23 protein-coding genes are annotated in these 24,507 nt (G+C 74.8%); 13 read left to right on the top strand and 10 right to left on the bottom strand.

Features of this window, described 5'->3' with window-relative positions:
* Positions 1-62 precede the first annotated feature (62 nt).
* Positions 63-1,742: an FAD-binding dehydrogenase gene (locus tag OG715_RS11570; protein WP_266274927.1), complete on the top strand. Its 1,680-nt coding sequence runs from the start codon at positions 63-65 to the stop codon at positions 1,740-1,742.
* Between the two features lie 76 nt (positions 1,743-1,818).
* Here the strand turns inward: OG715_RS11570 and OG715_RS11565 are convergent, their stop codons facing one another.
* Together OG715_RS11565 and OG715_RS11560 are read right to left on the bottom strand one after the other, a co-directional pair.
* The gene (locus OG715_RS11565) at positions 1,819-3,210 is read right to left on the bottom strand and encodes an erythromycin esterase family protein (RefSeq protein WP_266274929.1); all 1,392 of its coding nucleotides are present in this window, start codon (positions 3,208-3,210) and stop codon (positions 1,819-1,821) included.
* A 214-nt stretch (positions 3,211-3,424) separates the two neighbouring features.
* A complete protein-coding gene (locus OG715_RS11560) occupies positions 3,425-4,555 on the bottom strand; it encodes a hypothetical protein (protein WP_266274931.1) in 1,131 nt (376 codons plus the stop codon).
* A gap of 87 nt (positions 4,556-4,642) precedes the next feature.
* Between OG715_RS11560 and OG715_RS11555 the strand changes: the two genes are divergently transcribed.
* Complete coding sequence (locus OG715_RS11555) at positions 4,643-5,155, top strand: GNAT family N-acetyltransferase (protein ID WP_266274933.1); 513 nt, start codon at positions 4,643-4,645, stop codon at positions 5,153-5,155.
* A 42-nt stretch (positions 5,156-5,197) separates the two neighbouring features.
* On the opposite strand, the gene OG715_RS11550 is transcribed toward OG715_RS11555, so the two are convergent.
* On the bottom strand, positions 5,198-6,274 hold the full coding sequence (locus OG715_RS11550) for a fatty acid desaturase family protein (RefSeq protein WP_266274934.1): 1,077 nt from the start codon (positions 6,272-6,274) through the stop codon (positions 5,198-5,200).
* Between the two features lie 185 nt (positions 6,275-6,459).
* Between OG715_RS11550 and OG715_RS11545 the strand changes: the two genes are divergently transcribed.
* The 5 genes from OG715_RS11545 (at position 6,460) to OG715_RS11525 (ending at position 12,097) form a co-directional block, all read left to right on the top strand.
* A complete protein-coding gene (locus OG715_RS11545) occupies positions 6,460-7,983 on the top strand; it encodes a DUF2079 domain-containing protein (RefSeq protein WP_266274936.1) in 1,524 nt (507 codons plus the stop codon).
* Between the two features lie 100 nt (positions 7,984-8,083).
* Positions 8,084-8,578, top strand: coding sequence for a GntR family transcriptional regulator (locus OG715_RS11540; protein WP_266274937.1), 495 nt, complete (start codon positions 8,084-8,086; stop codon positions 8,576-8,578).
* 45 nt (positions 8,579-8,623) lie between these two features.
* Complete coding sequence (locus OG715_RS11535; protein WP_266274939.1) at positions 8,624-9,571, top strand: ABC transporter ATP-binding protein; 948 nt, start codon at positions 8,624-8,626, stop codon at positions 9,569-9,571.
* On the top strand, positions 9,568-10,620 hold the full coding sequence (locus tag OG715_RS11530) for an ABC transporter permease (protein ID WP_266274940.1): 1,053 nt from the start codon (positions 9,568-9,570) through the stop codon (positions 10,618-10,620). The genes OG715_RS11535 and OG715_RS11530 overlap by 4 nt, the downstream gene beginning before the upstream one ends.
* A 154-nt stretch (positions 10,621-10,774) precedes the next feature.
* The gene (locus OG715_RS11525) at positions 10,775-12,097 is read left to right on the top strand and encodes an FAD-dependent oxidoreductase (RefSeq protein ID WP_266274941.1); all 1,323 of its coding nucleotides are present in this window, start codon (positions 10,775-10,777) and stop codon (positions 12,095-12,097) included.
* 21 nt (positions 12,098-12,118) lie between these two features.
* On the opposite strand, the gene OG715_RS11520 is transcribed toward OG715_RS11525, so the two are convergent.
* Both OG715_RS11520 and OG715_RS11515 read right to left on the bottom strand, forming a co-directional pair.
* On the bottom strand, positions 12,119-13,147 hold the full coding sequence (locus OG715_RS11520) for a LacI family DNA-binding transcriptional regulator (protein WP_266274942.1): 1,029 nt from the start codon (positions 13,145-13,147) through the stop codon (positions 12,119-12,121).
* A gap of 169 nt (positions 13,148-13,316) precedes the next feature.
* Positions 13,317-14,180 (bottom strand): MurR/RpiR family transcriptional regulator, encoded by an 864-nt coding sequence (locus OG715_RS11515; protein ID WP_266274944.1) that lies wholly within the window; start codon positions 14,178-14,180, stop codon positions 13,317-13,319.
* A gap of 141 nt (positions 14,181-14,321) precedes the next feature.
* Here OG715_RS11515 and OG715_RS11510 point away from each other — a divergent pair, with 141 nt between their 5' ends.
* Positions 14,322-15,173 (top strand): DMT family transporter, encoded by an 852-nt coding sequence (locus OG715_RS11510; RefSeq protein WP_266274946.1) that lies wholly within the window; start codon positions 14,322-14,324, stop codon positions 15,171-15,173.
* Between the two features lie 37 nt (positions 15,174-15,210).
* Here OG715_RS11510 and OG715_RS11505 read toward each other — a convergent pair whose 3' ends face one another.
* On the bottom strand, positions 15,211-15,987 hold the full coding sequence (locus OG715_RS11505; protein WP_266274948.1) for a GNAT family N-acetyltransferase: 777 nt from the start codon (positions 15,985-15,987) through the stop codon (positions 15,211-15,213).
* A 174-nt stretch (positions 15,988-16,161) separates the two neighbouring features.
* Between OG715_RS11505 and OG715_RS11500 the strand changes: the two genes are divergently transcribed.
* On the top strand, positions 16,162-16,614 hold the full coding sequence (locus OG715_RS11500; protein WP_266274950.1) for a hypothetical protein: 453 nt from the start codon (positions 16,162-16,164) through the stop codon (positions 16,612-16,614).
* Positions 16,615-16,665: 51 nt separating this feature from the next.
* Here OG715_RS11500 and OG715_RS11495 read toward each other — a convergent pair whose 3' ends face one another.
* The 3 genes from OG715_RS11495 to OG715_RS11485 form a co-directional block, all read right to left on the bottom strand.
* On the bottom strand, positions 16,666-17,763 hold the full coding sequence (locus OG715_RS11495) for a WD40/YVTN/BNR-like repeat-containing protein (protein ID WP_266274952.1): 1,098 nt from the start codon (positions 17,761-17,763) through the stop codon (positions 16,666-16,668).
* Between the two features lie 200 nt (positions 17,764-17,963).
* A complete protein-coding gene (locus OG715_RS11490; protein ID WP_266274954.1) occupies positions 17,964-19,469 on the bottom strand; it encodes a dihydrolipoyl dehydrogenase family protein in 1,506 nt (501 codons plus the stop codon).
* Positions 19,470-19,754: 285 nt separating this feature from the next.
* Positions 19,755-20,498 (bottom strand): alpha/beta fold hydrolase, encoded by a 744-nt coding sequence (locus OG715_RS11485; RefSeq protein ID WP_266274956.1) that lies wholly within the window; start codon positions 20,496-20,498, stop codon positions 19,755-19,757.
* 258 nt (positions 20,499-20,756) lie between these two features.
* Between OG715_RS11485 and OG715_RS11480 the strand changes: the two genes are divergently transcribed.
* Entirely contained in the window at positions 20,757-21,734 is a 978-nt protein-coding gene (locus tag OG715_RS11480) for a helix-turn-helix transcriptional regulator (RefSeq protein WP_266274959.1), read from the top strand.
* Between the two features lie 105 nt (positions 21,735-21,839).
* Here OG715_RS11480 and trxA read toward each other — a convergent pair whose 3' ends face one another.
* A complete protein-coding gene (trxA, locus tag OG715_RS11475; RefSeq protein WP_266274961.1) occupies positions 21,840-22,229 on the bottom strand; it encodes a thioredoxin in 390 nt (129 codons plus the stop codon).
* A gap of 180 nt (positions 22,230-22,409) precedes the next feature.
* Between trxA and OG715_RS11470 the strand changes: the two genes are divergently transcribed.
* Genes OG715_RS11470 through OG715_RS11460 form a run of 3 tightly spaced genes read left to right on the top strand, consistent with a single transcriptional unit; the run spans position 22,410 to position 24,302 of the window.
* Positions 22,410-22,979: a hypothetical protein gene (locus OG715_RS11470; RefSeq protein ID WP_323182258.1), complete on the top strand. Its 570-nt coding sequence runs from the start codon at positions 22,410-22,412 to the stop codon at positions 22,977-22,979.
* Positions 22,980-23,034: 55 nt separating this feature from the next.
* Positions 23,035-23,595, top strand: a complete 561-nt coding sequence (locus tag OG715_RS11465; protein WP_266277310.1) for a sigma-70 family RNA polymerase sigma factor — start codon at positions 23,035-23,037, stop codon at positions 23,593-23,595.
* Positions 23,592-24,302, top strand: coding sequence for an anti-sigma factor family protein (locus OG715_RS11460; protein ID WP_266274962.1), 711 nt, complete (start codon positions 23,592-23,594; stop codon positions 24,300-24,302). The genes OG715_RS11465 and OG715_RS11460 overlap by 4 nt, the downstream gene beginning before the upstream one ends.
* Positions 24,303-24,507 lie beyond the last annotated feature (205 nt).

Raw genomic sequence — 24,507 nt, 5'->3', positions numbered from 1 at the left:
TTCCCTGTACCCCCGGCCGGACCGGCCGGACCGGCCGGTCGCCCGAAGGATGGAGTGCTGTTGTGGACACCGATGTCGCCGATGTGATCGTGGTCGGAGCCGGACTCGCCGGTCTCGTCGCGGCCCGCGAACTCACCGCGCGGGGCCGACGGGTCGCGCTGCTGGACCAGGAGAGCGCCGCCAACCTCGGCGGCCAGGCCCACTGGTCCTTCGGCGGGCTCTTCCTGGTGGACTCCCCCGAGCAGCGGCGGCTCGGCGTGAAGGACTCCGTCGAGCTGGCGTGGAACGACTGGAGCGGCAGTGCCCGCTTCGACCGCCTCGACGACGAGGACTCCTGGGCGGTGCGCTGGGCCCGCGCCTACGTGGACTTCGCCGCCGGCGAGAAGCGCGCCTGGATCACCGAGCGCGGGATCAGGCTGACGCCGCTGGTGGGTTGGGCCGAGCGCGGCGACCTGCGCGCGGACGGCCACGGCAACTCCGTGCCGCGCTTCCACGTCCCCTGGGGCACCGGCACCGGGGTGGTGGGCCCGTTCGTGCAGGACGCCCGGCAGGCCGCCGCCGCCGGTCTGCTCACCTTCCACCACCGCCACCGGGTCGACGAGTTGGTGGTCCGGGACGGGGTGGTGACGGGCGTGCGGGGCACCCTGCTGGCGCCGGACCCGGCGCCGCGCGGCGCCGCCTCCAACCGCGAGCCGGCCGGGGAGTTCGAACTCACCGCCCAGGCCGTGATCGTCACCACCGGCGGCATCGGCGGCGACCACGAACTCGTGCGCCGCCACTGGCCGGAGCGCATGGGCACACCCCCGAAGAACATGATCACGGGCGTCCCGGCCTACGTGGACGGGCGGATGCTCGACATCAGCGCCGCCGCCGGGGTGCGGCTGGTCAACCGCGACCGCATGTGGCACTACACCGAGGGCATCCGGAACTGGGACCCGGTCTGGCCCGGACACGCGATCCGGATCCTCCCGGGCCCGTCGCCGCTGTGGTTCGACGCCCTCGGCCGGCGGCTGCCGGAGCCCTGCCTGCCCGGCTACGACACCCTGGGCACGCTCAGGCACCTGCGCACCACCGAGGACATCGCGCCGTACGACCACTCGTGGTTCGTCCTCACCCAGCGGATGATCGAGAAGGAGTTCGCGCTGTCGGGCTCGGAGCAGAACCCCGACCTCACCAGCGGGGACCGCAAGGCCGTCCTGCGCGAGCGCCTGCTCGGCAGCGGGGCGCCCCGCCCGGTGGAGGCGTTCAAGCGCCACGGCGCGGACTTCGTCGTCGCCGACACCCTGGAGGAGCTGGTGGTGAAGATGAACGGCCTGACCGAGGAAGCACTGCTCGACCCGGCCGTGCTGCGGGCCCAGATCGAGGCCCGGGACCTCCAGATCGCCAACCCCTTCAGCAAGGACGCCCAGATCCAGGGCATCCGCAACTCCCGCCGCTACCTGGGCGACCGGCTCAGCCGCACTTCCGCCCCGCACCGCGTGCTCGACCCGGCGGCGGGCCCGCTGATCGGCGTCAAGCTGCACGTGCTGACCCGCAAGACCCTCGGCGGCATCCAGACCGACCTGGACTCCCGCGCCCTCGGGGCCGACGGGCGTCCGGTCGGCGGCCTGTACGCGGCGGGGGAGGTCGCCGGGTTCGGCGGCGGGGGCGTGCACGGCTACAACGCCCTGGAGGGCACCTTCCTCGGCGGCTGCCTGTTCTCCGGCCGCGCGGCGGGCCGGGCGGCGGCGGCGGTGGGCTGACGGGTCCGAGGGGTGCGACGACGGGGGGCGGACCACCGGCTCGTCCGGCCCGCCCCCGCCGTCACACCCGGGGCGGTCAGAACATCCGGGCCTGGGTGACCCGGTTCAGATGGATCAGCACGTCGTAGGCCCGGCCGATCGCCAACTCCGGCCGGGGGTCGGTGAGGTAGACCGACCCGGCCTCGTAGGTGGGGCGGGAGACGTTCAGCCAGTCGCGGGCCGCCCGGGGCGCGGTGCGCAGATCGACGTAGTAGTCCCGGTAGCGGACCCGGTCGAGGGTGTGCTCGTTCATCTCGGGCGTGGCCGGCGGGACGGTGACGGCCTTCCAGGCGTCGGTCAGGATCCCGTCGTTGGTGAGGAAGGAGCCGCTGTCGAAGGTGAAGCCGACGGCCACGTAGTCGCGGCCGTAGGTGTCCCGCAGATGGGACCCCTGCGGCTCGGGGTACAGGAAGGTGTCGGTGGCCAGGTAGCCGGTGTGCCCGTTGTGCGCCGACAGCAGCACCTTGCCGCCGGTGCGGCGCTCCCACCAGGCGGTGTTGTCCGCCATCGCCCGGTCGCGCAGCTGCTCCGCGGCGGAGACGGAGGCCGGGTCGGTGAGGTCCAGGGCGGCGAAGTCGAAGGTGTCGGCGATGTTCCGGGCGTGCTGCACGGCCCACGCGTGGGCGTCCCCGCCGGCCCCGCTCGCGCTGACCAGGTCGAGGGCCTGCCGCGCCTTGGCGGCGTTCTCCCGGCGCTCGGCGACCGGCTTCTTCAGGTACGCCATGGTGTCGTCGAAGGGCCGCAGTCCGGCGTAGAGCCCGTCGAGCTGCGGCAGCGCGTCCGGCCGGGCCTCGCGCAGGTAGGAGGCGACGCGTTCGAAGATCCGGTCGCCGAGCCTCGGGGCGCCGATGTCGTCGCCCAGGAAGTGGACCGGGTTCGTGGGGTGGCTCCGGTTGTAGGAGCGCATCCAGGCGATCAGCTCGGCGAACTCCTCGCGGTCCCAGGGGCTGCCGCCCAGGGCCTCCTTGACCACCTGCCGGGCGTCGCCCGGCCCGCCCTGGAGGTACTCCTCGATCTGCAGACCGCTGGTCCAGCTGGTCTCCAGGGCGAAGGTGGTGAAGCCCTTCTCCTCGACCAGGTAGCGGAACAGCCGCTGCTTCATCGCGAAGAACTCGTGCGAACCGTGGGTCGCCTCGCCGAGGCCGACCACCCGGGCGTCGCCGATCATCGCGCCCAGCGCCCGCAGGTCCGCGGTGCGGCCGCCCGGTTCGGTCGTCCGCAGCGGCTGGGCGACGCTCTCCAGCGCGCGCACCACGGCGGAGCGCTGCGCCTGCGTCGGGGCCGCGGCCGTGGCGGCGGACGCGGACCCGGCCGCCGCGGGGGCCACCGGCGCGGCGACCGCCGCCACCGGGGCCAGTACCGCCGCGGCGGCCAGTGCCGCCGTCGCCGCCAGCAGTCCGCGCCGCCCGATCCGCTTGTTGCCTGCCATCTTGTGATCACTCCTCAACCCGTCGGACCGCCGATGACCTCGGCGTTCGATGAGTTGATCTTCGCCGTGGCAGGGCCCGCGGCGCGCTGGGGAGGACCGCCGTCCTTGCTGGGGGAAACCCCCCGCTCGGATTCGGTGGCGGGCCCCCGACCGGCGGCGGCCCCTCCGTCCGTTACCGCGCGCGCGGCACCGGGCGACGTGCTGCGGGAGTGCGCTACGGGCGGCCGTGCCGCACGTCCGCGTTCTTCTCCGGGCGCAGCTCGGCCGCCAGCGGTTCGGCCTTGGCCCGCTTCACCGCGAGCGCGCGGGCCAGGTCGAACGCCGCCACCGGGTCGTCCTGCTTGAGCCACGGCTGCGCCCCGCACCAGGGGCCGATCGCCCGGAACTGCTCCAGCGCCACCTCGTAGGACTCCACCTCGCCGGCGAAGTGCGCCAGCAGGTGCCGCAGCTGGGGCATCCGCTCGTCGTCCGGACGGACCTGCCGCAGCTGGGCGGCGAGGTTGTCGATCCGCCACTTGGTCCTGTCCGCCGCCAGCGCGCCGGCGATGCTGCGGCGCTCCTCCAGCTCGGCGAGCGCGTGCAGGTAGATCCCGCCCAGCGGGCTCCCGGGCGGGGCCGCGTCCATGGCCTGCTCGGCGAAGGCCATCATCCTGTCGTTCGACCCGAACCACTTGGCGCACCAGTACTGCATGGCCTGCCAGTGGCCGTCGTAGTGGTACCAGGCGCGCTTCACCAGCTCGTCCCAGGCCTCCTGGAACTGCTCCGGGGTGAACTGCGCCCCGCGCGCCGCCGTCACGACCACCACCCACGGGCCCGGGTTCGCCGGGTCCAGCAGCGCGGCCCGGCGGGCGGCCTCGATCGCGGCCGGCAGCAGCTCGACGAAGCTGTTGATCGCGTCGTCGCCGACCTCGTGCCGGTAGCCGGAGCCGCGCACCTCCCAGGCGCGGTGCACCATCAGCTTGGCCTCCAGGGTGGCGGCGTCGCAGTCGCCCGGTTCGGCGGCGCGCCAGGCGGTCAGCCAGCCGTCCCCCTCGGCCGCGACCGCCGCCAGCAGGCCCAGCCGGGACCAGCGCTCGTCCCAGTGGTCCCCGGCCTCGGCGACGTACGCGGCCGCCGGGCGCCAGTCCCCGGCCCAGGCGGCGTCGGCGATCGCCTGCGAGCGCTCGCGCTGCTCCAGCGGGGTCGGCGGGCCGGAGCGGGTCGGGTCGAGCCGTTCGCGCGGCGGCATGCCGTAGGCCGCCGGGTCGAAGCCCTCCCGGGCCCACTTCAGATGGTTGCGCCGCCGGAGGAAGCGGTAGACGAGGTAGGCCACGAAGGCCAGGAGGATGATCAGCAGACGTATCACGAGGGCGAATCATGGCTGGTGGGACGGTGTGCGTGCAAAGCGATAACCGCTCGCCGAATGCGGCGTTCCATGGAAGCATCCGCTGTTATGGGGACGAATCTGCACGGCGCGCACGTGACACTCCGCCCGGCCTCGGCCGAGGACATCCCGGCCCTGGTCGCCATCCGCCGCACCCCCGAGGTCTTCGCCCGCTGGCGCGGTGGTGACGACCTCGCCGACGCCGTCACCACCGACCTCGCCGAGCCCGGCACCGAGACCTTGGTGATCGAGGTCGGGGGCCGGGTCGTCGGCGCGGTCCAGTGGTACGCCGAGAACGACGACGAGTACCGCCACGCCGGGATGGACATCTACCTCGACCCGGCCCACCACGGGCAGGGTTACGGCACCGACGCCGTCCGCACCCTGGCCCGCCACCTCGTCGACGACCACCACTACCACCGGCTGATCATCGACCCGGCGGCGGACAACACGGCGGCGATCCGCTGCTACGAGAAGGTCGGCTTCCGCCCGGTGGGGGTGATGCGCCAGTACGAGCGCGGCTCCGACGGCACCTGGCACGACAATCTGCTGATGGACCTGCTGGCCGCCGAACTCGTCTGAGCCGCGGCCGCGCTCCCCGGCGGGGGAGCGCCACCGGTGCGGTCAGTGGTCGGCGCGCAGCGGCTCGCCGGTGCGGTGGAGGTGGGCGAAGATCTCGCGGTAGGAGCGGAGCAGCCCGGTCTCGTAGTACGGGATGCCCTTCTCCGCGCAGAACCGGCGGGTGATCCGGGCGGCCCGGGGGAGCGCGGGGGTCGGCATGCTGGGGAAGAGGTGGTGCTCGATCTGGTAGTTGAGGCCACCCATCAGGGTGTCGAGCACCGGGTTGCCGCGGACGTTGCGCGAGGTCAGCACCTGGCGGCGGAGGAAGTCCAGCCGCATCTCCGGGGTCACCATCAGCATGCCCTTGTGGTTGGGCGCGAAGACGCAGCCCAGGAGGATGCCCAGCAGCGCCTGGTGGACGGCGAGGAAGGCGATCGCCTTTCCGGCCGGGAGGGCGGCGAGGACGACCCCGAAGTAGGCCGCGAAGTGGAGGACCAGCAGGGTGCCCTCCAGCCGGGGGCGCTTCATGTCGGGGCTCCGCAGCGCGCGGAAGCTGTTCCAGCTGAGGTTGAGGCCCTCCAGGCACAGCAGCGGGAGGAAGAGGTAGGCCAGTCGGCGGCCGATGAACCGGGCGGCCCCGCTTGCCTCCCGGGCCTGCTGCTGGGACCAGACCACGATGTCGGGGGAGACGTCCGGGTCCCGGCCCTCGTGGTTGGGGTTGGCATGGTGGCGGGTGTGCTTGCTCATCCACCAGCCGTAGCTCATGCCCATCAGCAGGTTGGCGACTATCCGCCCGCCGATCTCGCTCGCCCGTCGCCCGCCGAAGACCTGACGATGCGCCAGATCGTGTGCCAGTAGTCCGAGTTGGGTGAACACGACGGACATGCCGGCGGCCAGGGCGAGTTGCAGCCAGGTGTCGCCCAGGGCGAACAGGGCGTACCAGCCGCCGGCGAACGCCGCGAGGGTGAGGCCGATGCGCACCGTGTAGTAGCCGGGGCGCCGGTCGAGCAGTCCCTCCTCGTTGATCCGGCGGGCCAGCTGGGCGAAGTCGCTGCCCTCCCGCTCCCGCCCGGCCGTGGCGGCGGTGGTGACCGTAGTGACCGGTGCGGGTGGGGCAAGCGTCGTGGGCTCTGGGCTCATGACAGGAAGTCTGCTGTCCGGCCGCGGGTCGGAGAACCGGACAAGCCCCCTTTCCGGTAGGGGGGTTGACCCCCGTACCAGGGGCGGGAAAGCCCCCGCCCGGCGGCGGTCGGGGTTGACGGCTGCGGCGGGGTTCCACCACCCTTTCACTAATTGAGTAGTGAAAGGGTGGGTTACTCATGTGGATGCTCCATGCCCTCCGGCGGCCCCGGCCGCTGTCCTGGGGGCTGGCCGGACTGTTCGCCGCGCTCTACGCCTGCGTCGCCGTCAACCGGCACCGGCGGATGCTCACCCAGTCCTACGACCTGGGCATCTTCGAACAGGCGGTGCGCGCCTACGCCCACGGGGAGGCGCCGGTGGTCCTGCTCAAGGGGCCCGGTTACCAGCTGCTCGGCGACCACTTCCACCCGCTGCTCGCCACCCTCGCCCCGCTGTACCGGCTGTTCCCGAGCGCCGTCACGCTGCTGCTGGCGCAGGCGGTGCTGATGGCGCTGGCCGTCGTGCCGCTCGCCCGGTGGGCCTTCGAGGTGGGTGGTCCGAGGCTGGCCGTGCTGGTCGGCGGCTTGACCGGGGCCTCCTGGGGGATCGTCGAGGCGGTGGCCGACGACTTCCACGAGATCGCGTTCGCGGTGCCGCTGCTGGCCTTCGCCGCCACCGCGCTCGGCCGGGGCCGACCGGTCGCCGCGGTGCTGTGGGCGCTGCCGCTGGTCCTGGTCAAGGAGGACCTCGGGCTCACCGTGGCCGTGGTCGGCGCACTGGTCTTCGTCCGGGCGGGGAAGGGCAGCGGGACCAGGGCGCTGGGCTTCGGGGTGGCGCTCTTCGGACTCGCCGCGACCGCGCTGACCGTGCTGGTGGTGCTGCCCTCGTTCAATCCGGACGGGGCCTTCGACTACTGGGGCCAGATGGGGACGCGGGAGGCGGCGGGTGCGCCGTGGGAGCTCGCGGGCCGGCTGGTCTGGCCGCCGCTGAAGTGGCTGCTGCTCGGGCTCGCCGCCGCGACGGCCGGCTTCCTGGGGCTGCGGTCGCCGCTGGTCCTGCTCTGCGCGCCCACCCTCGGCTGGCGACTGGCTGCCGACAACTCGCACTACTGGGGCGTGAGTTACCACTACAGTGCGGTGCTGATGCCGCTGCTGCTGGCGGCCCTGGTGGACGCCGTGCGGCGGACCGGCGCCTTCGCCGGGCCGGGCCGGGTGCTGGCGCGGGGCCGGGAGGCAGGACCGGACCGGGCGGCCGTCCGCCGGGCCCGACGCGCACTGGCGGTGGCCGGCCTGGTCGCCCTGGTGACGCTGCCGGTCTATCCGCTGCACGAACTCGTCGCCCCCGGGGCCTGGGGGACCTCGCCCCGGCTGGAGCGGGCCCGGTCGATGCTCGCCCGGATACCCGACGGTGCCACCGTCGCCGCCTCCAACCGCCTCGCCGCGCAACTGGCCGGACGGACCGCGGTCGGCCTGGTGTGCCGCGAGCCGTCGCCGCCGCTGGTCGAGTCGCCGCCGGTCGGGACGCCGTCGGTCGGGGCGCCATCGCCCGGGACGCTTTCGCCCGGAGCGGTGCGGGGCGGCCCGGAGTGGGTGGTCGTCGACCTGGCCGACCCGAGCGTGCAGGCACCCTGCGCGATCGCCGACACCCTCCGGATGCTCGACCGCTACGAGCGGCTCGGCTACCGCCGGGTCGTGGACGACGGTGACCTGCGGCTGCTCGGCCGTTCGTAGGACCTTTCCCGAACGTCCCCCCGGGGGTGGGTCGGACTTGACCGAGGCGCAGCGGTCCGCCACCATTCCACCAATAAACTAGTGAAAGGGTGATGCGGGTGTGATCGAGTACCGCATCGAGCGGCGCAGCGGCGTCTCCACCTACCAGCAGATCGTGCAGCAGACCAAGCAGGCGCTGCGACTCGGTGTGCTGCAGCCCGGGGACAAGCTGCCGACCGCGCGGGAGGTGGTCGAACAGACCGCGATCAACCCGAACACCGTGCTGAAGGCCTATCGCGAACTCGAACGCGAGGGGCTGGTCGAGCCCCGGCCCGGTCTCGGCACTTTCGTCCGGCGTTCGCTCGCCCGGCCCGAGGCGGCCGCCGACGGACCGCTGCGCGCGGGGCTGGTGGGGTGGGTCGACGAGGCCCGTGCGGCCGGACTCGAACGCGAGGACATCTCCGCGCTGATGGCCTCCGTGCTGGAGCAGCGCTTCGGGACCGGCGCCACCGGGAGCACCGGTACGGCCGGGAGCACCGGTACGGCCGGGAGCACCGGTACTGCCGGGGGCTCCGGCGCCGCCGGGAGTACCGGGCCGGCGGATCCGGCCGCGTAGACGCGTAGACGCGCAGGCGCACAGAACAGAGAGGGTGGGGGCCGCATGACAGACGCGACAGCGGCGACGCACGCGATATCCGTCCCGGCGGACGGCGCGCCGTCCGCCGGGACGCCGGCCGTCGAGGCCGTGGGGCTCGGCAAGCGCTACCGGGGCGACCGGTGGGCGCTGCGGGGCTGCGAGTTCACCGTCCCGGCCGGCCGGATCTGCGGCGTGGTCGGTGCCAACGGGGCCGGAAAGAGCACCCTGCTCGCCCTGGCCGCGCGCCTGATCGAGCCCACCGAGGGCGAGTTGCGGGTGTTCGGCGAGGCGTCGAGCACCCCGGAGGCGCGGGCCAGGGTCGCCTGCGTCACCCAGGAGAAGCCGCTCTACCCCTCCTTCACGGTGGCGGGCACCCTGCGCATGGGGCGCGAACTCAACCCGGGCTGGGACGAGGAAGCGGCCCAGCGGGTCGTCGACATGGGGGAGTTGAGGCTCGACGCCCGCGTCGGCTCGCTCTCCGGTGGCCAGCGCACCCGGGTCGCGCTCGCGCTCGCCCTCGGCAAGCGCGCCGATCTGCTCCTGCTCGACGAGCCGATGGCCGACCTCGACCCACTCGCCCGCCACGAGCTGATGGGCGTCCTGATGGCCGAGGCCGCCGAGCGCGGCACCACGATCCTGCTCTCCTCGCACATCCTGGCCGAACTCGACGGCATCATGGACCACTTGCTGCTGGTGCAGGCGGGCCGGATCCGGCTGTCCGGCGACCCGGAGGAGATCCTCGACAATCACCAGCTGCTCACCGGCATCGCCGACGGGGCGGAGCTCCCCGCCGGGACCGCCGTGGAGCGGCGGGTCCGGGGCCGCCAGGTCACCGCGCTGCTGCACACCGGCGAACCGGTCGACGGGCCGTGGGAGTCGGTCCGGCCGAGCCTGGAGGAACTGCTGCTGGCCTACCTCCGCAGCCCGCTGCCCCCGCCCGCCACCGCCCCCGATCGCGAGGCCGCCGCATGAGCACCAGCACCCTGTCCGGCTCGGCGACCCCGCCCCACCCGGCCGCCGCCCCGGCCGCGAACGGCGGTTCCGCCCCGGCCCGCCGCAGGCGCGGGCCGAGCGGAGCACTGTGGCTGGTGCTGCACCAGAACCGGCCCGCGATCCGCTCGGTGGCGATCCTGCTCGTCCTGGTCTCGGCCGTCCTGATCGCCATGCACGTCCTCCTCCACGACCGGATCGTGCTCATGCGGGAGACCTCCTGCTACACCCCGGCGTCCTGGGAACGGATCGAGTGCGCGGTGCGGTCCGGCCGGGTCGAGCTGCTGAGCCGGATGTTCACCGACGTCGTCCAGCCCGCCGTCACCGCGGTCCCGGTGCTGATCGGCATGTTCCTCGGCGGGCCGCTGCTCGCCCAGGAGTACGAACGCGGCACCGTCCGGCTGGTCCTGACGCAGTCCGTCAGCCCGCGCCGCTGGCTGCTGACCCGGCTCGCCGTGCCCGGCGGGACCGTGCTGGTGGCGACCGCCGTGCTGTCCGCGCTGACCAGCTGGGTGTGGTGGTCGGACATCTACCGGGGCCCGGTGGCCTTCGACCCCCCGTTCCAGGGCTTCACCTACCCGGCGCTGGGCCTCGCCCCGGTCGCCTGGTCGCTGTTCGGCCTGGCCCTGGGTGTGCTGGTGGGGCAGCTGCTGCGGCGCACCGTCGCCGCCGTGCTGGTCAGCGGGGTGGTGGTGGCACTCTCCCAGGCCGTGATGGTCGCCTGGCGGCCGTTCTTCTGGCCGCTGGTCGAGGAGGAGCAGCCCTACAACAACATGATGGGCGGTTTCGTCAAGCCCGCCGGCGCCTGGCTGGTGGAGGACGGCGTGGTGCGCGCGGACGGTACCCGGCTGATGCGCGACCAGTGCTTCGAAGCGGCCAGCGCCTGCGACGAGGCGCCGACCTCCTGGGGCCAGTACCACCCGGCCTCGCACCTCGTGCCGATCCAGCTGGTCGAGGCCGGTCTGCTGCTGGCGCTCACCGCCGTGGTGGTGACCGTCGTCCTGCGCCGGCTCACCCGCGCCGGCGTCTGAACGGTCCGGGGTGCTCCGAACGGGTCCGGGGTGTGGTCCGAACGGGCCGCCGCCGTCCGATTACGGTCTTCTGCCCGGGCGCCCGGCCCAGCAGACTGGGACGGCTTCACGGCCGATTGCGGTCTCCCCCGTCCCAGAAGGAGAACTGCGCAGCATGACCGGAACGACAGCAAGGACCGGAACGACCGGTGGGGTCGGGGCGACCGCGAGGATCGCCGTCATCGGCGGCGGCCCCGCCGGCCTCACCCTGGCCCGGATCCTCCAGGTCCACGGCATCGCCGCCACCGTGTACGAGCGCGAGCCCGACCGGGACGTGCGTGGCCAGGGCGGGACTCTCGACCTGCACGGCGACACCGGCCGGCGCGCCCTCCAGGAGGCGCGCCTGACCGAGGAGTTCTGGGCGAGGGCCAGGACCGAGGGCACGGAGTTCCGCATCGTCGACAAGCACGGCGCCGCCCCCCGCGGCTTCGGCGCCGGGCCCGCTCCGGACGCCGCCGGTGCGCCGGGCCGTCCGGGCGCCGGGGACGGGTCCGGTCCGCCGGGAGGGGCCGACCCGGGGGAGAGCCCCGAGATCGACCGGGGCGACCTGCGCGGACTGCTGCTGGACTCGCTCGCCCCCGACGCCGTCCGCTGGGGCCACCGCCTCGACCGCGCCGAGCCGCTCGGCGACGGCCGGCACCGGCTGCACTTCGACAACGGCGCCGTCGAGCTCTGTGACCTGCTGGTCGGCGCCGAGGGCGCGCACTCCCGGGTCCGCCCGCTGCTCACCCCGGTGGAGCCGCACTACACCGGGGTCAGCCTGGTCGAGCTGGGCATCCCCGACGCCGACCGGACCGCCCCCGGGGCCGCCGCCGCGGTGGGCAACGGCAGCCTGTTCGCGTTCCACGACAACAAGGGCCTGGTCCTCCAGCGCAACAGTGACGGCCGGATCCGCGTCTACGCCTTCTTCCGCAGCCCCGAGGACTGGCTGCGGGTGGCCGGCCTCTCCGCGGACGACCCGGCGGGCACCCGCGCCGCCGTCGCCCGGCACTTCGCCGACTGGGCACCGGAGTTCCGGGACGCCCTGGCCGCCTGCGACGACACCCTGCGCACCCAGCCGCTGGAGATGCTGCCGGTCGGCCTGCGCTGGTCGCGCCGCCCGGGCGTCACCCTGGTCGGGGACGCGGCGCACCTGATGTCCCCGTTCGCCGGGCAGGGCGTCAACCTCGCGATGTGGGACGCCGCCGAACTCGCGCTCGCGGTGGCCCCCGTGCTGGCTCCGCCGGCCCGCTGGGAGGCGTCGACCGCGGCGGCCCTCGACGCCGCCGTCGAGGGTTACGAGAAGGCGATGTTCGAACGGGGCGCGTTCTGGGCCGGCATCTCCGCGTTCAACCACGACCGGGTACTGGCCCCGGACGGCCACGAGAACCTGCACCTCATGGCCGGGCCGCCCGGCCCGCCGGACGGCGCTCCGGGCGGTGCTCCGGGCCGCGCGTAAAGCCCCCGTCCGGGCCCGGCCTCAGGCGCCGGTGCAGCCGCAGGACCGCCGGACCACCATCCGGGCCGGGAACATCCGGGCCCCGGTGGTGGGCGTCGGCTCCCCGTCGGCGCGCGCACCGAGCACCAGGTCGACGGCGGCGCGCGCCATCTCCTCCTGCGCGGTGGCCACGCTGGTCAGCGGCGGCCCGGCGATCACGGCCTCCGCGATGTCGTCGAACCCGGCCACCGCGACGTCCTCCGGCACCCGCAGGCCGAGGTCGTCGGCGGCCCGCAACAGGCCGATCGCCTGATCGTCGGTGGCGCAGAACACGGCCGTCGGCCGGGCGGCGCGCGCCAGCAGCGCGAGCGCCTCCCGGTGCGCGCGGACACGGTCGAAGGGCGCGCCGACCAGTCGGCCCTCGGTGGTGAGCCCGGCCGCCGCGAGCGCGGCGGCCCAGCCGGCGGTGCGGACGGTGACCGGGTCGCTCGGGCTGAGCGAGAAGGTGCCGCCGAAGCAGTGCACCGTGGCGTGGCCGTGCCCGAGCAGGTGGCCGACGACCTCCCGCGCCCCGCCCTCGTCGTCCGCGACGACCGCGAGCCCGTGCTCGGTCTCGGCGCGGTGGTGCAGCAGCACGACCGGCGTCCCGTCCGGGGCGTCCGCCCGGGCGACGCCGGGGGCGGACGGGTCCTGGGTGACCAGGATCAGACCGTCCACCTGCATGCCCAGGAAGGCGCGGATGTAGTGGGCCTCGCGCTCGTTCGCGTAGTCGGAGTTGCCGATCAGCACCAGCTTGCCGCGCTCGGCGGCGGCCCGCTCCACGGTGTGGGCGAGTTCGGCGAAGAAGGGCTGACGGGCGTCCGGCACGACCATGCCGATCAGGTCGCTCCGCCGCCGCGCCATGGCCTGCGCGACGCGGTTCGGCCGGTACCCCAGCTCCTCGACGGCGGCGAGCACCCGGGCCCGGGTCGCGGCCGCCACCGGCCGGGGCCCGTCGTTGATCACATAACTCACGACCGCCGTCGACGTCCCCGCCGTCCTCGCCACGTCGTCCCGCGTCACCCTTGCCATGCCCGCGAGCCTACACACCGGCACCGACGGGCCCGGCCGTCGTTCCACCGGCCGGACGCCGCGCCGGACGCCGCGCCGGACGCCGCGCCGGACGCCGCGCCGGACGCCGCGTCGGACGCCGCCCGGGGTGCCGCGTCGGCTGCCGCTTTGGGCGCCGCGCGGGGTGCCGTCAGTACATCTGGTCAGCGGTGACGTCCGCGGAGCGGCGCAGGGCCTGCTCGGCCGGTTCGCCGCGCAGGGCGAGCAGGGTGAGCGTCAGCGCGTCCACGACCGTCAGGTGGGCGATCCGGCTGGCGGTGGTCTCCAGCCCGAAGACCAGGTCCTGGCCGCCGGCGACCAGGGTGCGGGTGGCGGCCTCGGCGAGCGGGGAGCGGGCGTAGCTGGTGACCGCCACCACCGCGGCGCCGTTGCCGCGGGCGTGGCGGGCGGCGTCGACCACGGTGCGGGTCGCCCCGGTGTGGCTGACCGCCAGGCAGGCGGAGGCGGACGTCAGCTGCGCGGCGGCCAGCTGCGCGGTGCTCGGGTCGGCGGGGGCGTCGGTGCGCAGGCCCAGGGCGCGCAGCCGGTAGGCCGCGTCCAGGACCACCGCGCCGGACAGCCCCTCGCCGAGGAGGAGGACGTGGTCGGCGGCGTTCAGCACCTCGGCCGCCGCCCGCAGCTCGTCGACGGCGAGCGTCGTGGTGATGCCGTCGAGCGCCTCCCGGGCGGCGCGAACGGTGTCGGCGAGGGCGCGGGCGGCCGGGTCCCGGGTGTCGGACGTGTCCGGCGCCAGGGCCGGGGCCTGGCGGACGGCCGCGATCTTCAGCTCCTGGTAGCCCCGGAAGCCGAGCCGCTGGCAGGCGCGGACCACCGAGGACGGCGCCGTCCCGGCGAGCTCGGCGACATCGCTCACGCTCAGGCCGACCAGGTCGGCGCCCCGGGCGAGGACCACCCGGGCGACCCGCTCCTCGCTGCCGCGCAGCTCGCCCAGCCGGGCGCGGACGTGGGCGGCCAGCTGGGACTCCAGTGGAGAAAAATCGGAATGCTCTTCCATGGAAGCAGTGTAACGTGGAACGGGATTCCGAGGGTCGGTGCTCCGCCGGCCCGCGGATCCACCGTTCTGCCGTTCCGTCGTTCTGCCGGTTCCGTCGGTTCCGTCGTTACGTCGTTCCGTCCTCAGGAGGGGAGCCCCGCCGTGGCAGCCGCCGCCGTTCCCGTGGCCGTTCTGACCGCCGCCGTTCTGCACGCGGTGTGGAACGGGCTGGCGCACCGGATCGAGGACAAGCTGGTCGGGTTCACCCTGATCAACCTCGCGTACACCGCCTGCGCGGTGGTCCTGGTGCTGCTCAACCCGTTCCCGGCGGCCGTCGCCTGGCCCTACCTGCTGGCCTCGGTGGCGATGCAGGTGACGTCCCAGCTGCTGCTCCTGCGGGCCTACCAGTTGGGGGACTTCGGGCAGATGTACCCGATCGCGCGCGGTTCGGCGCCGCTGCTGGTGGCGGTGCTGTCGGTGGCCCTCCTCGGCGAGTCGCCCGGGGTCGGGGAGCTGCTCGGGGTGGCCGTCATCTCCTGCGGGCTGGTCGGTCTGGCCTTCGCCAAGGGGATCCCCGGCCGGGCCCAGCTGCCCGCGCTCGCGGCGGCGCTCGGCACCGGGGTGATGATCGCCGCCTACACCGTGTCCGACGGCGGCGGCGTCCGGCACGCGGGGACGGTCGGCGGCTACGTCGCCTGGCTGTTCCTGCTCCAGGGGCCGGTCCTGGCACTGATCGCCCGGGTCCGGCGCGGGCCGGGCCTGCTGGCCGGGGCCGGTCCGGCGGTGCCGTTCGGGCTGCTCGGCGGAGTGCTGTCACTGACCGCCTACGGGCTGGTGGTGTGGGCGCAGTCCCGGGGGGACCTCGCCACCGTCGCGGCGCTGCGCGAGACGAGCATCGTGATCGCCGCGCTGATCGCCGCCGTGGTCTTCCGGGAGCGGCTCGGGCGGCTGCGGATGGCGGCGAGCGCGGCCGTACTGGCCGGGATAGCCGTCCTGGAACTGGCCCGCCCCTGAGGCCGGTTCCAGGACGGCGGGGGCGACCCCGCGCGATTCAGGGGACGACGACCGTCAGCGAGCTGTGCGTCGTCGTGAAACCCAGCTCCTCGTAGAGCTGCCGGGCCCGGTTGCCCTCGGTCACGGCCAGTCCGATCCGGGCGGCGCCACCGGCGGCGACCTCGGCGACCACCCGGCGCAGCAGGTCGCGGCCGAGACCGGGGTAGCCGTGCGCCGGGTGGCGGAACACGTGGGCGATCCAGGGCAGGCCGTCCCAGTCGGTGACGACGGCACCGGCCACCACCAGGTCGCTACCGTCCACGACCAGGCTGCTGGCCGACAGCGGGGGTCCTATCACCTGCCCGGAGAGCAGTTCGGCGATCCTCCGCACCGAGGACCGGTCGTCCCGGCCCTCGTCCGGTCGGTGGTCGGGGTGGCCGGGGCCGAAGGCCGCCCGGGAGGCCGGCACGAGCGCCTCGGCCCCCCGGTCGCAGGGGACGGCCCGGAACCCGTCCCGGAGCGGGGTTTCCGCCCAGACCTCCCAACCCCCGGGCGGGGGAGCGTCGGTGAGGTCCCGGTGCATCGTGTGGCCGTGGCGCAGCACCGCGGCTCCCTGGCGCACCAGCTCCTCCCCGAGCCGGACCGGTCCGGAGACCACCCAGCCCGCCAGCTCCGTCCGCACGAAGGCGGCCAGGGCGGCGGGATCGGTGCCCGGGTCGACCACCTCCAGCCGGTCCGCCCAGGGGCGGCCCTCCCGTTCCCCCCGCTCGAACCGCACCACGGCGACCCCGTCGGCCCCGTACCCGTACTGCCAGTCGCTCCCCGTCTGCGCCACGCCGTCCGTCCGATCCTCGCCCGTCGGCGCACCCTCGGGTACGCCCTGTCGTCCCGCCATGCTCGGTGAACGATCCGCCCGGGATCAACCGACTGCCGGTCAACCGGCCGACCGGGGCGGCGAATCGGTCAGGACGTGGCCGGATTGTCGGTGGCGACGCTCAGCGTTCCGGGCATGAGCGTCCCCGAGGTCGTCCCGATCCTGCACGAGCCCGGCTACCGCACCGACACCATCGGCCGCTGCCGGGGCGGCCAGTTCTTCGCCTCCGTCTGCTACGCCAGCCCCGAGGGGTCCTCCGACTCCGACGACGGAGCCTGGTACGCGGTGCTGCACCGGTTCGACCCGGGCGGGCGGCACCTCGGCTCACGGATCGAGGCGGTGCCCGAGGAGTTCGGCACCGGTACCGGTAAGACCGCCGAGGAACTGCTGCGGGAGTGGCTGGACGCCCTGCCGGAGCGGGAGTTCGGGGACATCGCGGTCGCGCCCTTCCTGGTGCTGGTCGACGGCTGCCGCTTCGGCCTGGTGACAGAGCGGCACGACGAGGAAGCGACGGAGGACGACTGGGCCGAGCTCTACCCCGACGGCCTCGGCTTCCACGCTCCCTGGGACGGCGAGTACGACACCTGAGCCCGGCCGTCCCCGAACCCCGTGGTCGGCCACCCCCGGGCCCCGGCCTGCTCAGTCCGCGATCACCGCCGCGCGGACGCAGAGCACGTCCGGCAGGTGGGAGAGCACCGGCGACCAGTGCGCGCCCTCGTCGTTGCTGGCGTAGACCTCGCCGGTCCGGGTGCCGAAGTAGATGCCGGCCGCCGCGAGGTCGTCGGTGCGCAGCGCGTCGCGCAGTACGACGCCGTAGTGGTCCTCGCCGGGCAGGCCCTCGGCGAGGGCCTGCCAGCTGTCGCCGGCGTCGTCGGTGCGGAAGACCCGGCAGCGGCGGCCCGGCGGGATCCGGTCGTCGGCGCCGCCGAGCGGGAACACGTACGCGGTGTCGGCGCGGTGCGGGTGGGCCGCGATCGCGAAGCCGAAGTCGGCGGGCAGGCCGTCGGCGATCGAGCGCCAGCTCGCGCCGCCGTCGTCGCTGCGGTAGACGCCGCCGTGGTTCTGGAGGTAGAGCCGGTCAGGGTTCACGGCGTCCCGGGCGATCTTGTGCACGCACTGGCCGAACTCCGGGTACTGGTTCTCCTCCGGCAGGAACTCGGCCCGCAGACCGGTGTTGGAGGGTTCCCAGCTGCCGCCGCCGTCCTTGCTGCGGTAGACGCCGCCGCTGGAGACGGCGACCAGCAGCCGTTCCGGGTCGCGCGGGTCGCACAGGACGGTGTGCAGGCCCTGGCCCCCGTAGCCGGCGCCCCACTCGGTGCGCTGCGGGTGGTCCCACAGCGACTCGACCAGGGTGAAGGTCTCGCCGCCGTCCGCAGAGCGGAACAGCGCGGCGGGTTCGGTGCCCGCGTAGACCACGTCGGGGGCCTCGGGGCCGGCCGGCTGGAGCTGCCAGACCCGGGTCAGCGAGGCGCCCGTGTGCTCCGGGAAGCGGATGGCCGGGGTGGACGGCTCGAACCAGCTCGCGCCGAGGTCGTCCGAGCGCCACACCGACGGGCCCCAGTGGCTGCTGTCGGCGCCCACCAGCAGCCTGGTCCGGCCGCCGCGGCGGTCGACGGCGACGGAGTAGACCGCGTTCATCCGGAAGTGCGGCCCGCTGAACTCCCAGTCCAGCCGGTCACGACTGCGGCCGAGAAAGAGGCCCTTCTCGGTCCCGACGGCCAACAGCACCTCGGTCATTGCCACACACCACCCGGTCGGCGAAACGGCCCCCTCGGACACCCCTCCCGGGCCAGTGTCCCGCTGTCGGGGGCCCGCCACATCTCGCCGCGCCGGTGCGGACCGCCGCCGGACGCCGCGCCCGACCGAGGACGGGGCCGGTGGTGCGGCGCCCGGGACGCCCGGGCGCCGCACCACCGGCCACCGGAAACCGGCCGCCGTCAGCCCCGGCAGCCCTCCAGCAGCCGCAGCCAGACCTCGCTGATCGTCGGATAGGCGGGCACCGCGTGCCACAGCCGGTCGATGGGCACCTCGCCGACCACCGCGATCGTCGCCGAGTGCAGCAGTTCGGAGACGCCGGGGCCGACGAAGGTCGCGCCGACCAGCACCTCCCGGTCCAGGTCGAAGACGACCCGGGCCCGGCCCCGGTAGTCGTCGCCGTAGAGCGAGGCCCCGGCGACGGCGCCGAGGTCGTGGTCGATCGCCTTGACCCGCAGTCCGGCCCGTTCGGCGGCGTCGAGGGTCAGACCGACGGCGGCTACCTCCGGCTGTGTGAAGACCACCTGGGGCGCGCCGGCACTGTCCGCGGACGCGGCGTGCGCGCCCCAGCGCTCGGTGTCCAGCGGGCGCGCCTGGGCGCGGGCGACGATCGCCGCGCCGGTGATCCGCGCCTGGTACTTGCCCTGGTGGGTGAGCAGCGCCCGGTGGTTGACGTCCCCGGCGGCGTACAGCCATGCGCCGTCGACACCGAGCACGGTGCAGCTGTCGTCCACGTCGAGCCAGTCGCCGGGGTGCAGACCGACCTGCTCCAGGCCGACGTCGGCCGTGCGCGGGGCACGCCCGGTGGCGTACAGCACCTCGTCCACGGTCAGCCGCCCGCCGTCGCCCAGGGTGAGCGTGACCTCGGACGGGCCCTCCGCAGGGTCGGCGCCCTCTGCCCCGTCTGCCCCGTCCGCCCCGGCCACCGCCCGCCGCTCCAGCGCGGTCACCTCCGTCCCGAACCGGAGGTCCACCCCGAGGTCCCGCAGACCGTCCGCGACCAGCTCGCCGGCGAACGGCTCCGTCCGGGGCAGCAGCGCGGAGCCGCGGACCAGCAGCACCACCTCGGAGCCGAGCGCCCGCCAGGCGGTGGCGAGTTCCACGCCGACCACCCCGCCGCCCACCACGGCCAGCCGCCGGGGGACGGCGGGTGCGCCGGTCGCCTCGCGGTTGGTCCACGGCCGGGCGTCGGCCAGTCCGGTCACATCGCGCGGCAGCACCGGGCGGCTCCCGGTGCAGATCGCGACGGCGTGCCGGGCCACCAGCAACCTTTCACCGCCGTCCTCCGACTCGACCGTCACCTGCCGGTCGCCCGCCAGCCGGCCGTGGCCCCGGGCCAGTTCGATGCCGGTGTCGCGGAGCCACCGCACCTGGCCGTCGTCCTGCCAGTGCGAGGCGAACGAGTCCCGCCGGGCGAGCACCGCGGCCGCGTCCAGCGCCCCGCCGCCGACCGCCTCCCGGGAACCGGCCACCGCGCGGGCGTCGGCCAGCGCGGCCACCGGGCGCAGCAGCGCCTTGCTCGGCATGCAGGCCCAGTACGAGCACTCGCCGCCGACCAGTTCGCTCTCCACGATCACCGTGCGCAGCCCGGCGGAGGCCGTCCGGTCGGCGACGTTCTCGCCGGTGGGGCCCGCGCCGATCACGATGACGTCGAACTCCTCGGGGGCGGGGGACTGGGGGGAGGTCATACGTGCTCCTCGCTGCTCTGGATCGGTGCTGTTGTTCGGGCGGACAACACGGGCCCGCGGACGGGCCGGTGGCGCTCCGGTGCCGGTGCGCCTCGTGCACCGTGCCGTGGTGCCCCGTGCCGTGGTGCCGTCGTGCCGTGCCCATCCTGCGCCGACCGGACCGCCCGACGCAGCCGAACACGCGGGCGAGGCGCCGGTCCGGACAACCCCTTCACACCCCGGTGACCGCCGCACCGCACGGAGGTACGGTGCGGCGGCCACCCGGAGCGGTCCGAACGGCACGACCTACCCGAGCGCCGCCAACTCCGCGAGCGCCGCCGCCGTTTCGGCCGGCCGGGAGAACATCGGCCAGTGCCCGGTCAGCACCTCGCGCAGCTCCCACTCCGCCCCGCCGAGCGCCGCGAAGTACGGGTGCCCGGCGGCGATCATCTCCCGGAGCTGTCCCAGCGGGATCGAGCAGGAGATCAGGGCCTTCGGCAGCTTGTCCGCCCCGCCGGTCAGCCGCACCGGCTCGGAGAACGTCCCGGCCGGCTGGGCCGTGGCCCGCTCGCGGAACCGCGCCAGCCCGGCTTCGTCGATGCCCTCCACGGAGGTGCCGTCGGAGGTCAGCACCTCCCAGGACGGCAGCGGCAGCCACCGGCCGTCCACCACCATGGCCTCCATCGCGGCACGCTGGTCCGGCTCCCAGAGGTCCGCGAGCGCGACGCCGTCGGCCAGCGGGCCGGAGTCGACGTAGACCACCCGCCGGATCCGGTCCGGCACCCGGTCGGCCGCGCCGGACACGGCGACGGTGCCGCCGCTGTGCGCCACCAGCACCACGTCCCGGAGGTCCTCGCGGACCAACAGTTCGGCGAGATCGGCGATCTGGGCCTCCGCGCCGGTCTCCGCGGTGGCTTCGCCGGCCCGCTCGGCGAGCCCGGGCAGGGTCACCGCGTGCACGGTGTGCCCGGCGGCGCGCAGGGGTTCGGCCACCGCCTCCCAGGCCCAGCCGCCGAGCCAGAAACCGGGGACGAGTACGAAAGTGCTCATGATGGGACGGTCCTCTCCTGGAATGCCTGTGCTGGGCCCGGGCCCGGTCCTGACCGCCACCCGGCCGCCCGTCGTGACCCCGACCCTAGAATGGCAACCGGACAGAACTCGACCGGATTTGCCGCCGGTTCGACCACCCGGCCGTCAGCCCCGCCCACTGCCCTCCGGCCGAACCGTCCGGGCTGCGCGGGCGTCCGGCCGAACCGTCCGGGCCGTCCGAACCGTCCGGGCCGCACGGGAGAACAGGAGCGGAGCACGGTGGAGCACCCGGTCAGCCGCATCCTCGCCCTCCTCGAACTGCTCCAGGCACGCCCCGGCCTCACCGGCGCCGACCTCGCCGAGCGGCTGGACGTCGACGTCCGCACCGTGCGCCGCTACGCGGCCCGGCTCGCCGAACTCGGCATCCCCGTCCAGGCCGACCGGGGCCGCTACGGGGGCTACCGGCTGCTGCCCGGCTACCGGCTGCCGCCGCTGATGCTCACCGGGGACGAGGCTGCCTCGGTGGTCCTCGGGCTGCTGGCCGGACGCCGGTCCGGACTGTCGGTGGGGGAGCAGGCCGGGGAGTCGGCCCTCGCCAAGGTCCAGCGGGTGCTGCCGCCGGCGCTGCGCGACCAGGTCGCCGCCGTCGAGCAGACCCTCGGACTGACCGCCGCGCCCGCCACCGGCCCCAGCCCGGCCGCCTCGGAGCTGTTCACGCTCGCCGAAGCCGCGCGCCGCAGCCGCAGGGTCCGGCTCGACTACCGGGACCGCGCCGGCACGCCCAGCGAGCGCGAGTTCGACCCGTACGGACTGGTTTTCCACTCCGGCCGCTGGTACACCACGGGGCTGGACCACCGCAGCGGCGAGCAGCGGACCTTCCGGCTGGACCGGATCCGCTCCGTCCACCCGGGCGGGACCGGCTTCGAGCCGCCCGCGGACGCCGACCCGGTGCGGAGGGTCCTGGAATCACTCGCCTCGGTGCCGTGGCAGCACGAGATCGAGGTCGTCCTGACCACCGGCCTGGACGAGGCCCGCCACCGCATCCCGCCCACCGTCGGCACGGTCACCGCGACCGAGGACGGCAGGGTGCTGTTCCGCGCCCGGGCCGAGCGCCTCGACGGCATGGCCGTGCTGCTCGCCGGTCTCGGCTGGCCCTTCACCGTCCGCCGCCCCGCCGCCCTGCGCGACGAGGTCCGCGCGCTGGCCGCCCGCCTCGCCGACTGGACGGAGGACGGGACGGGCCCGGCCGACGGCTGACCGGCACCGAGCCCTCCGAACGCGTGACGGTCCGCCGAAGAAAAGCGACAGCGGGCCCCGGGGCGGACGAACCGCCCCGGGGCCCGCCGTACGGGCGACCGGCCGTCAGACCTTCGGCGCGCCGTTCTGCTCCGACGCCACCTGCCGCTTGACCTCGTCCATGTCCAGCTTCCTGGCCTGGCCGATCAGATCCTCGAACACCGGCTCGGGCAGCGCCCCGGCCTGGGAGAAGACGAGCACGCCCTCCCGGATGATCGCCAGCGTCGGGATCGACTGGATCCCGAACGCCGCGGCGAGCTCCTGCTGCGCCTCGGTGTCGACCTTGGCGAACACGAGGTCCTGGTGACGCTCGGCGGCCTTCTCGAAGACCGGCGCGAACTGCCGGCACGGGCCGCACCAGGCCGCCCAGAAGTCGATCAGGACGAAATCCTTGCCGCCCTCACCGGGGACGATGTCGTCGAAGTTCTCCTTGGTCAGCTCGACCGTGCTGCTCATCTCGCGATTCCTGCCCTTCCGGTGGTGGCGATCCAGGCCATGCGCCCCCGACAACGGCTGCTGTCCGCGTGCTATTCCGCGGACCCTGCCGCGCGGTTCGTCGAGCGGAATCGGGCCCGCGTCCGTACCGGAGGGTGTCAGGCACCGACGTGCCCACCCACCGACCGGGGAGCGGTCACCATGCGCAACACCCGCCGTACCCGTACCGAAGGCCCGACCGGTTCCGTTCACGGGCCCGGGCGCCTCGCCGTGCTCGCCGCCGCCGCCCTCGTCGCGGGCTGCGGCTCCTCCGCCTCCTCCGGCGGCTCGCCGCCCGCCGACCCGCCCGCGTCCTCCTCCGCCCCCGCCGTACCGGGCACGTCCGCCGCCACCCTGCGGACCACCACCGCCGCCCGGCTCGGCACCGTCGTCACCGACAGTGCGGGCTTCACCCTCTACCGCTTCGACAAGGACAGCGCCACACCGCCCACCGCCACCTGCGCCGGCGACTGCGCCACCCTCTGGCCCCCGGCCGCGGCCCCGGCCGACGGCACGACGGCCACCGTCAACGGCATCGACGCGAAACTCGTCGGCACCGTCACCCGGGCCGACGGCAGCAAGCAACTCACCCTCGCCGGCTGGCCGCTCTACCGCTACGCCCCCGACCACAACCCCGGCGACACCAAGGGCCAGGGCGTCCAGGGCGTCTGGTTCGCGGTGACCCCCGCCGGCGACCGGGCCGCCGCCACCTCGGGCGGCTCCGGTTACTGAGCCCGACGGACCGCCGCCCACACTCGACCCGGAGGCACGGGTGCGCAAGGATGTGATGGTGACCGAGGAGCCTCCCGGTGGCGGCCGCCCGGCCGCGCGGAGCGCGTCGGCACCGGACGAGGAGCTGATGCGCGCCCTCTACCGCGAGCACGCCGGGCCCCTGCTGGGCTTCGTGCTCCACCTCGTCGCCGGGGACCGCCAACGCGCCGAGGACGTCGTGCAGGAGACCCTGCTGCGGGCCTGGCGCAACCTCCACCGGCTCGACCCGGCGACCGCGTCGCTGCGCCCCTGGCTCGCCACCGTCGCGCGGCGGATCGTCATCGACGGACACCGCGCCGCGCTCGCCCGACCGCGCGAAGTGGACGCGGCTCCGCTGGAGTTGCTGCCCGCGGCTGACGAACTCGACCGCGCACTGCGGATGATGACGGTCGCCGATGCCCTCGGCGACCTGTCGCCCGCGCACCGGGAGGTCGTCGTGGAGACGTACTTCAAGGGCCTGACCGCCACCGAGGCGGCCGTCGAACTCGGCATCCCGGCGGGCACCGTGCGCTCGCGGCTGTACTACGCGCTGCGCGCGCTGAGGCTCGCGCTGGAGGAACGGGGCGTGACACCGTGACACCGCACGAGCCCGGCCCCGAGCCGTCCGTGCACCTCGACGTCGCCGGCTACGTCCTCGGCGTACTGGACCCGGCCGAACGCGCCGCCTTCGACGCCCATCTGGCGGCCGGCTGCCCGCAGTGCGCCCGGCAACTGGCCGAACTCACCCCCGTCGGAACCCTGCTGGCCGAGTACGCGGCCGACGGCGATCCGGCCGACCCCCTGCCGAGGCCGGACCCGGCGCTGCTGGACCGGCTGGTGGCGGAGGTCGGGGCGGTCCGCCGCCGGGGCCGGGTCCGGCGGCTGGCGCTGGTCGTCGCGGCGGCCGCCGTGGCACTGGCCGGACCTGCGGTGACCGCCGCCGTCATCACTGCCGACACCCCGCCCGCGGTGGTCGCCGCGGCCGCCGCCCACCGCTTCACCGCGACGAACCCCGCGACCGGGGCCAACGCCGTCGTCGGCGTCGACCCCGCGCCCTGGGGCAGCCGGATCACCCTCGAACTCTCCGGCGTCCCCGGCCCGCTCACCTGCGACCTGGTCGCCGTCTCCGGCGCGGGCGACCGGCAGACGGTGACCACCTGGAGCGTCCCCGCCACCGGCTACACCGCCGCCGCCCTCCACACCACCGGCGGCACCGCCCTCCCCCCCACCACCATCGACCACTTCGAAATCCGCACCCTCGACACCGACACCCTCCTCCTCACCATCCCCACCCGCACCCCCTGACCCCCACCGCAGGAAGCCGCCCCCGCCGACTTCCTGCGCCACCACCCCAGCCCTTCGTCCGTCGCCACGGGAGGTCGATCCCGCCGACCTCCCGTGTCCCTGCTCGGCGCCGCTGCCGCTCGCTGTGGAAAGTCGATGGGGCCGACTTCTCGCTCCCGCTCGTCCGTCGGCGGCGCGGGGCGCTGCCGCCCCTGCTTGGTGTGAG

The organism is Kitasatospora purpeofusca (genome assembly GCF_036010405.1).
Taxonomy (GTDB): domain Bacteria; phylum Actinomycetota; class Actinomycetes; order Streptomycetales; family Streptomycetaceae; genus Kitasatospora; species Kitasatospora purpeofusca.
Note: the sequence above shows the minus strand (reverse complement) of the source record. Positions and strands in the feature narration are given on the sequence as shown.

What these genes read in the sequence shown, in the direction of transcription:
- OG715_RS11530 (WP_266274940.1), top strand. Translation starts at nt 9,568, where the DNA reads ATGAGCACCAGCACCCTGTCCGGCTCGGCGACCCCGCCCCACCCGGCC.
- OG715_RS11535 (WP_266274939.1), top strand. Translation starts at nt 8,624, where the DNA reads ATGACAGACGCGACAGCGGCGACGCACGCGATATCCGTCCCGGCGGAC.
- OG715_RS11550 (WP_266274934.1), bottom strand. Translation starts at nt 6,274, where the DNA reads ATGAGCCCAGAGCCCACGACGCTTGCCCCACCCGCACCGGTCACTACG.
- OG715_RS11555 (WP_266274933.1), top strand. Translation starts at nt 4,643, where the DNA reads ATGGGGACGAATCTGCACGGCGCGCACGTGACACTCCGCCCGGCCTCG.
- OG715_RS11490 (WP_266274954.1), bottom strand. Translation starts at nt 19,469, where the DNA reads ATGACCTCCCCCCAGTCCCCCGCCCCCGAGGAGTTCGACGTCATCGTG.
- OG715_RS11500 (WP_266274950.1), top strand. Translation starts at nt 16,162, where the DNA reads ATGAGCGTCCCCGAGGTCGTCCCGATCCTGCACGAGCCCGGCTACCGC.
- OG715_RS11565 (WP_266274929.1), bottom strand. Translation starts at nt 3,210, where the DNA reads ATGGCAGGCAACAAGCGGATCGGGCGGCGCGGACTGCTGGCGGCGACG.
- OG715_RS11465 (WP_266277310.1), top strand. Translation starts at nt 23,035, where the DNA reads ATGGTGACCGAGGAGCCTCCCGGTGGCGGCCGCCCGGCCGCGCGGAGC.
- OG715_RS11485 (WP_266274956.1), bottom strand. Translation starts at nt 20,498, where the DNA reads ATGAGCACTTTCGTACTCGTCCCCGGTTTCTGGCTCGGCGGCTGGGCC.
- OG715_RS11515 (WP_266274944.1), bottom strand. Translation starts at nt 14,180, where the DNA reads ATGGAAGAGCATTCCGATTTTTCTCCACTGGAGTCCCAGCTGGCCGCC.
- trxA (WP_266274961.1), bottom strand. Translation starts at nt 22,229, where the DNA reads ATGAGCAGCACGGTCGAGCTGACCAAGGAGAACTTCGACGACATCGTC.
- OG715_RS11495 (WP_266274952.1), bottom strand. Translation starts at nt 17,763, where the DNA reads ATGACCGAGGTGCTGTTGGCCGTCGGGACCGAGAAGGGCCTCTTTCTC.
- OG715_RS11470 (WP_323182258.1), top strand. Translation starts at nt 22,410, where the DNA reads ATGCGCAACACCCGCCGTACCCGTACCGAAGGCCCGACCGGTTCCGTT.
- OG715_RS11525 (WP_266274941.1), top strand. Translation starts at nt 10,775, where the DNA reads ATGACCGGAACGACAGCAAGGACCGGAACGACCGGTGGGGTCGGGGCG.
- OG715_RS11520 (WP_266274942.1), bottom strand. Translation starts at nt 13,147, where the DNA reads ATGGCAAGGGTGACGCGGGACGACGTGGCGAGGACGGCGGGGACGTCG.
- OG715_RS11545 (WP_266274936.1), top strand. Translation starts at nt 6,460, where the DNA reads ATGCTCCATGCCCTCCGGCGGCCCCGGCCGCTGTCCTGGGGGCTGGCC.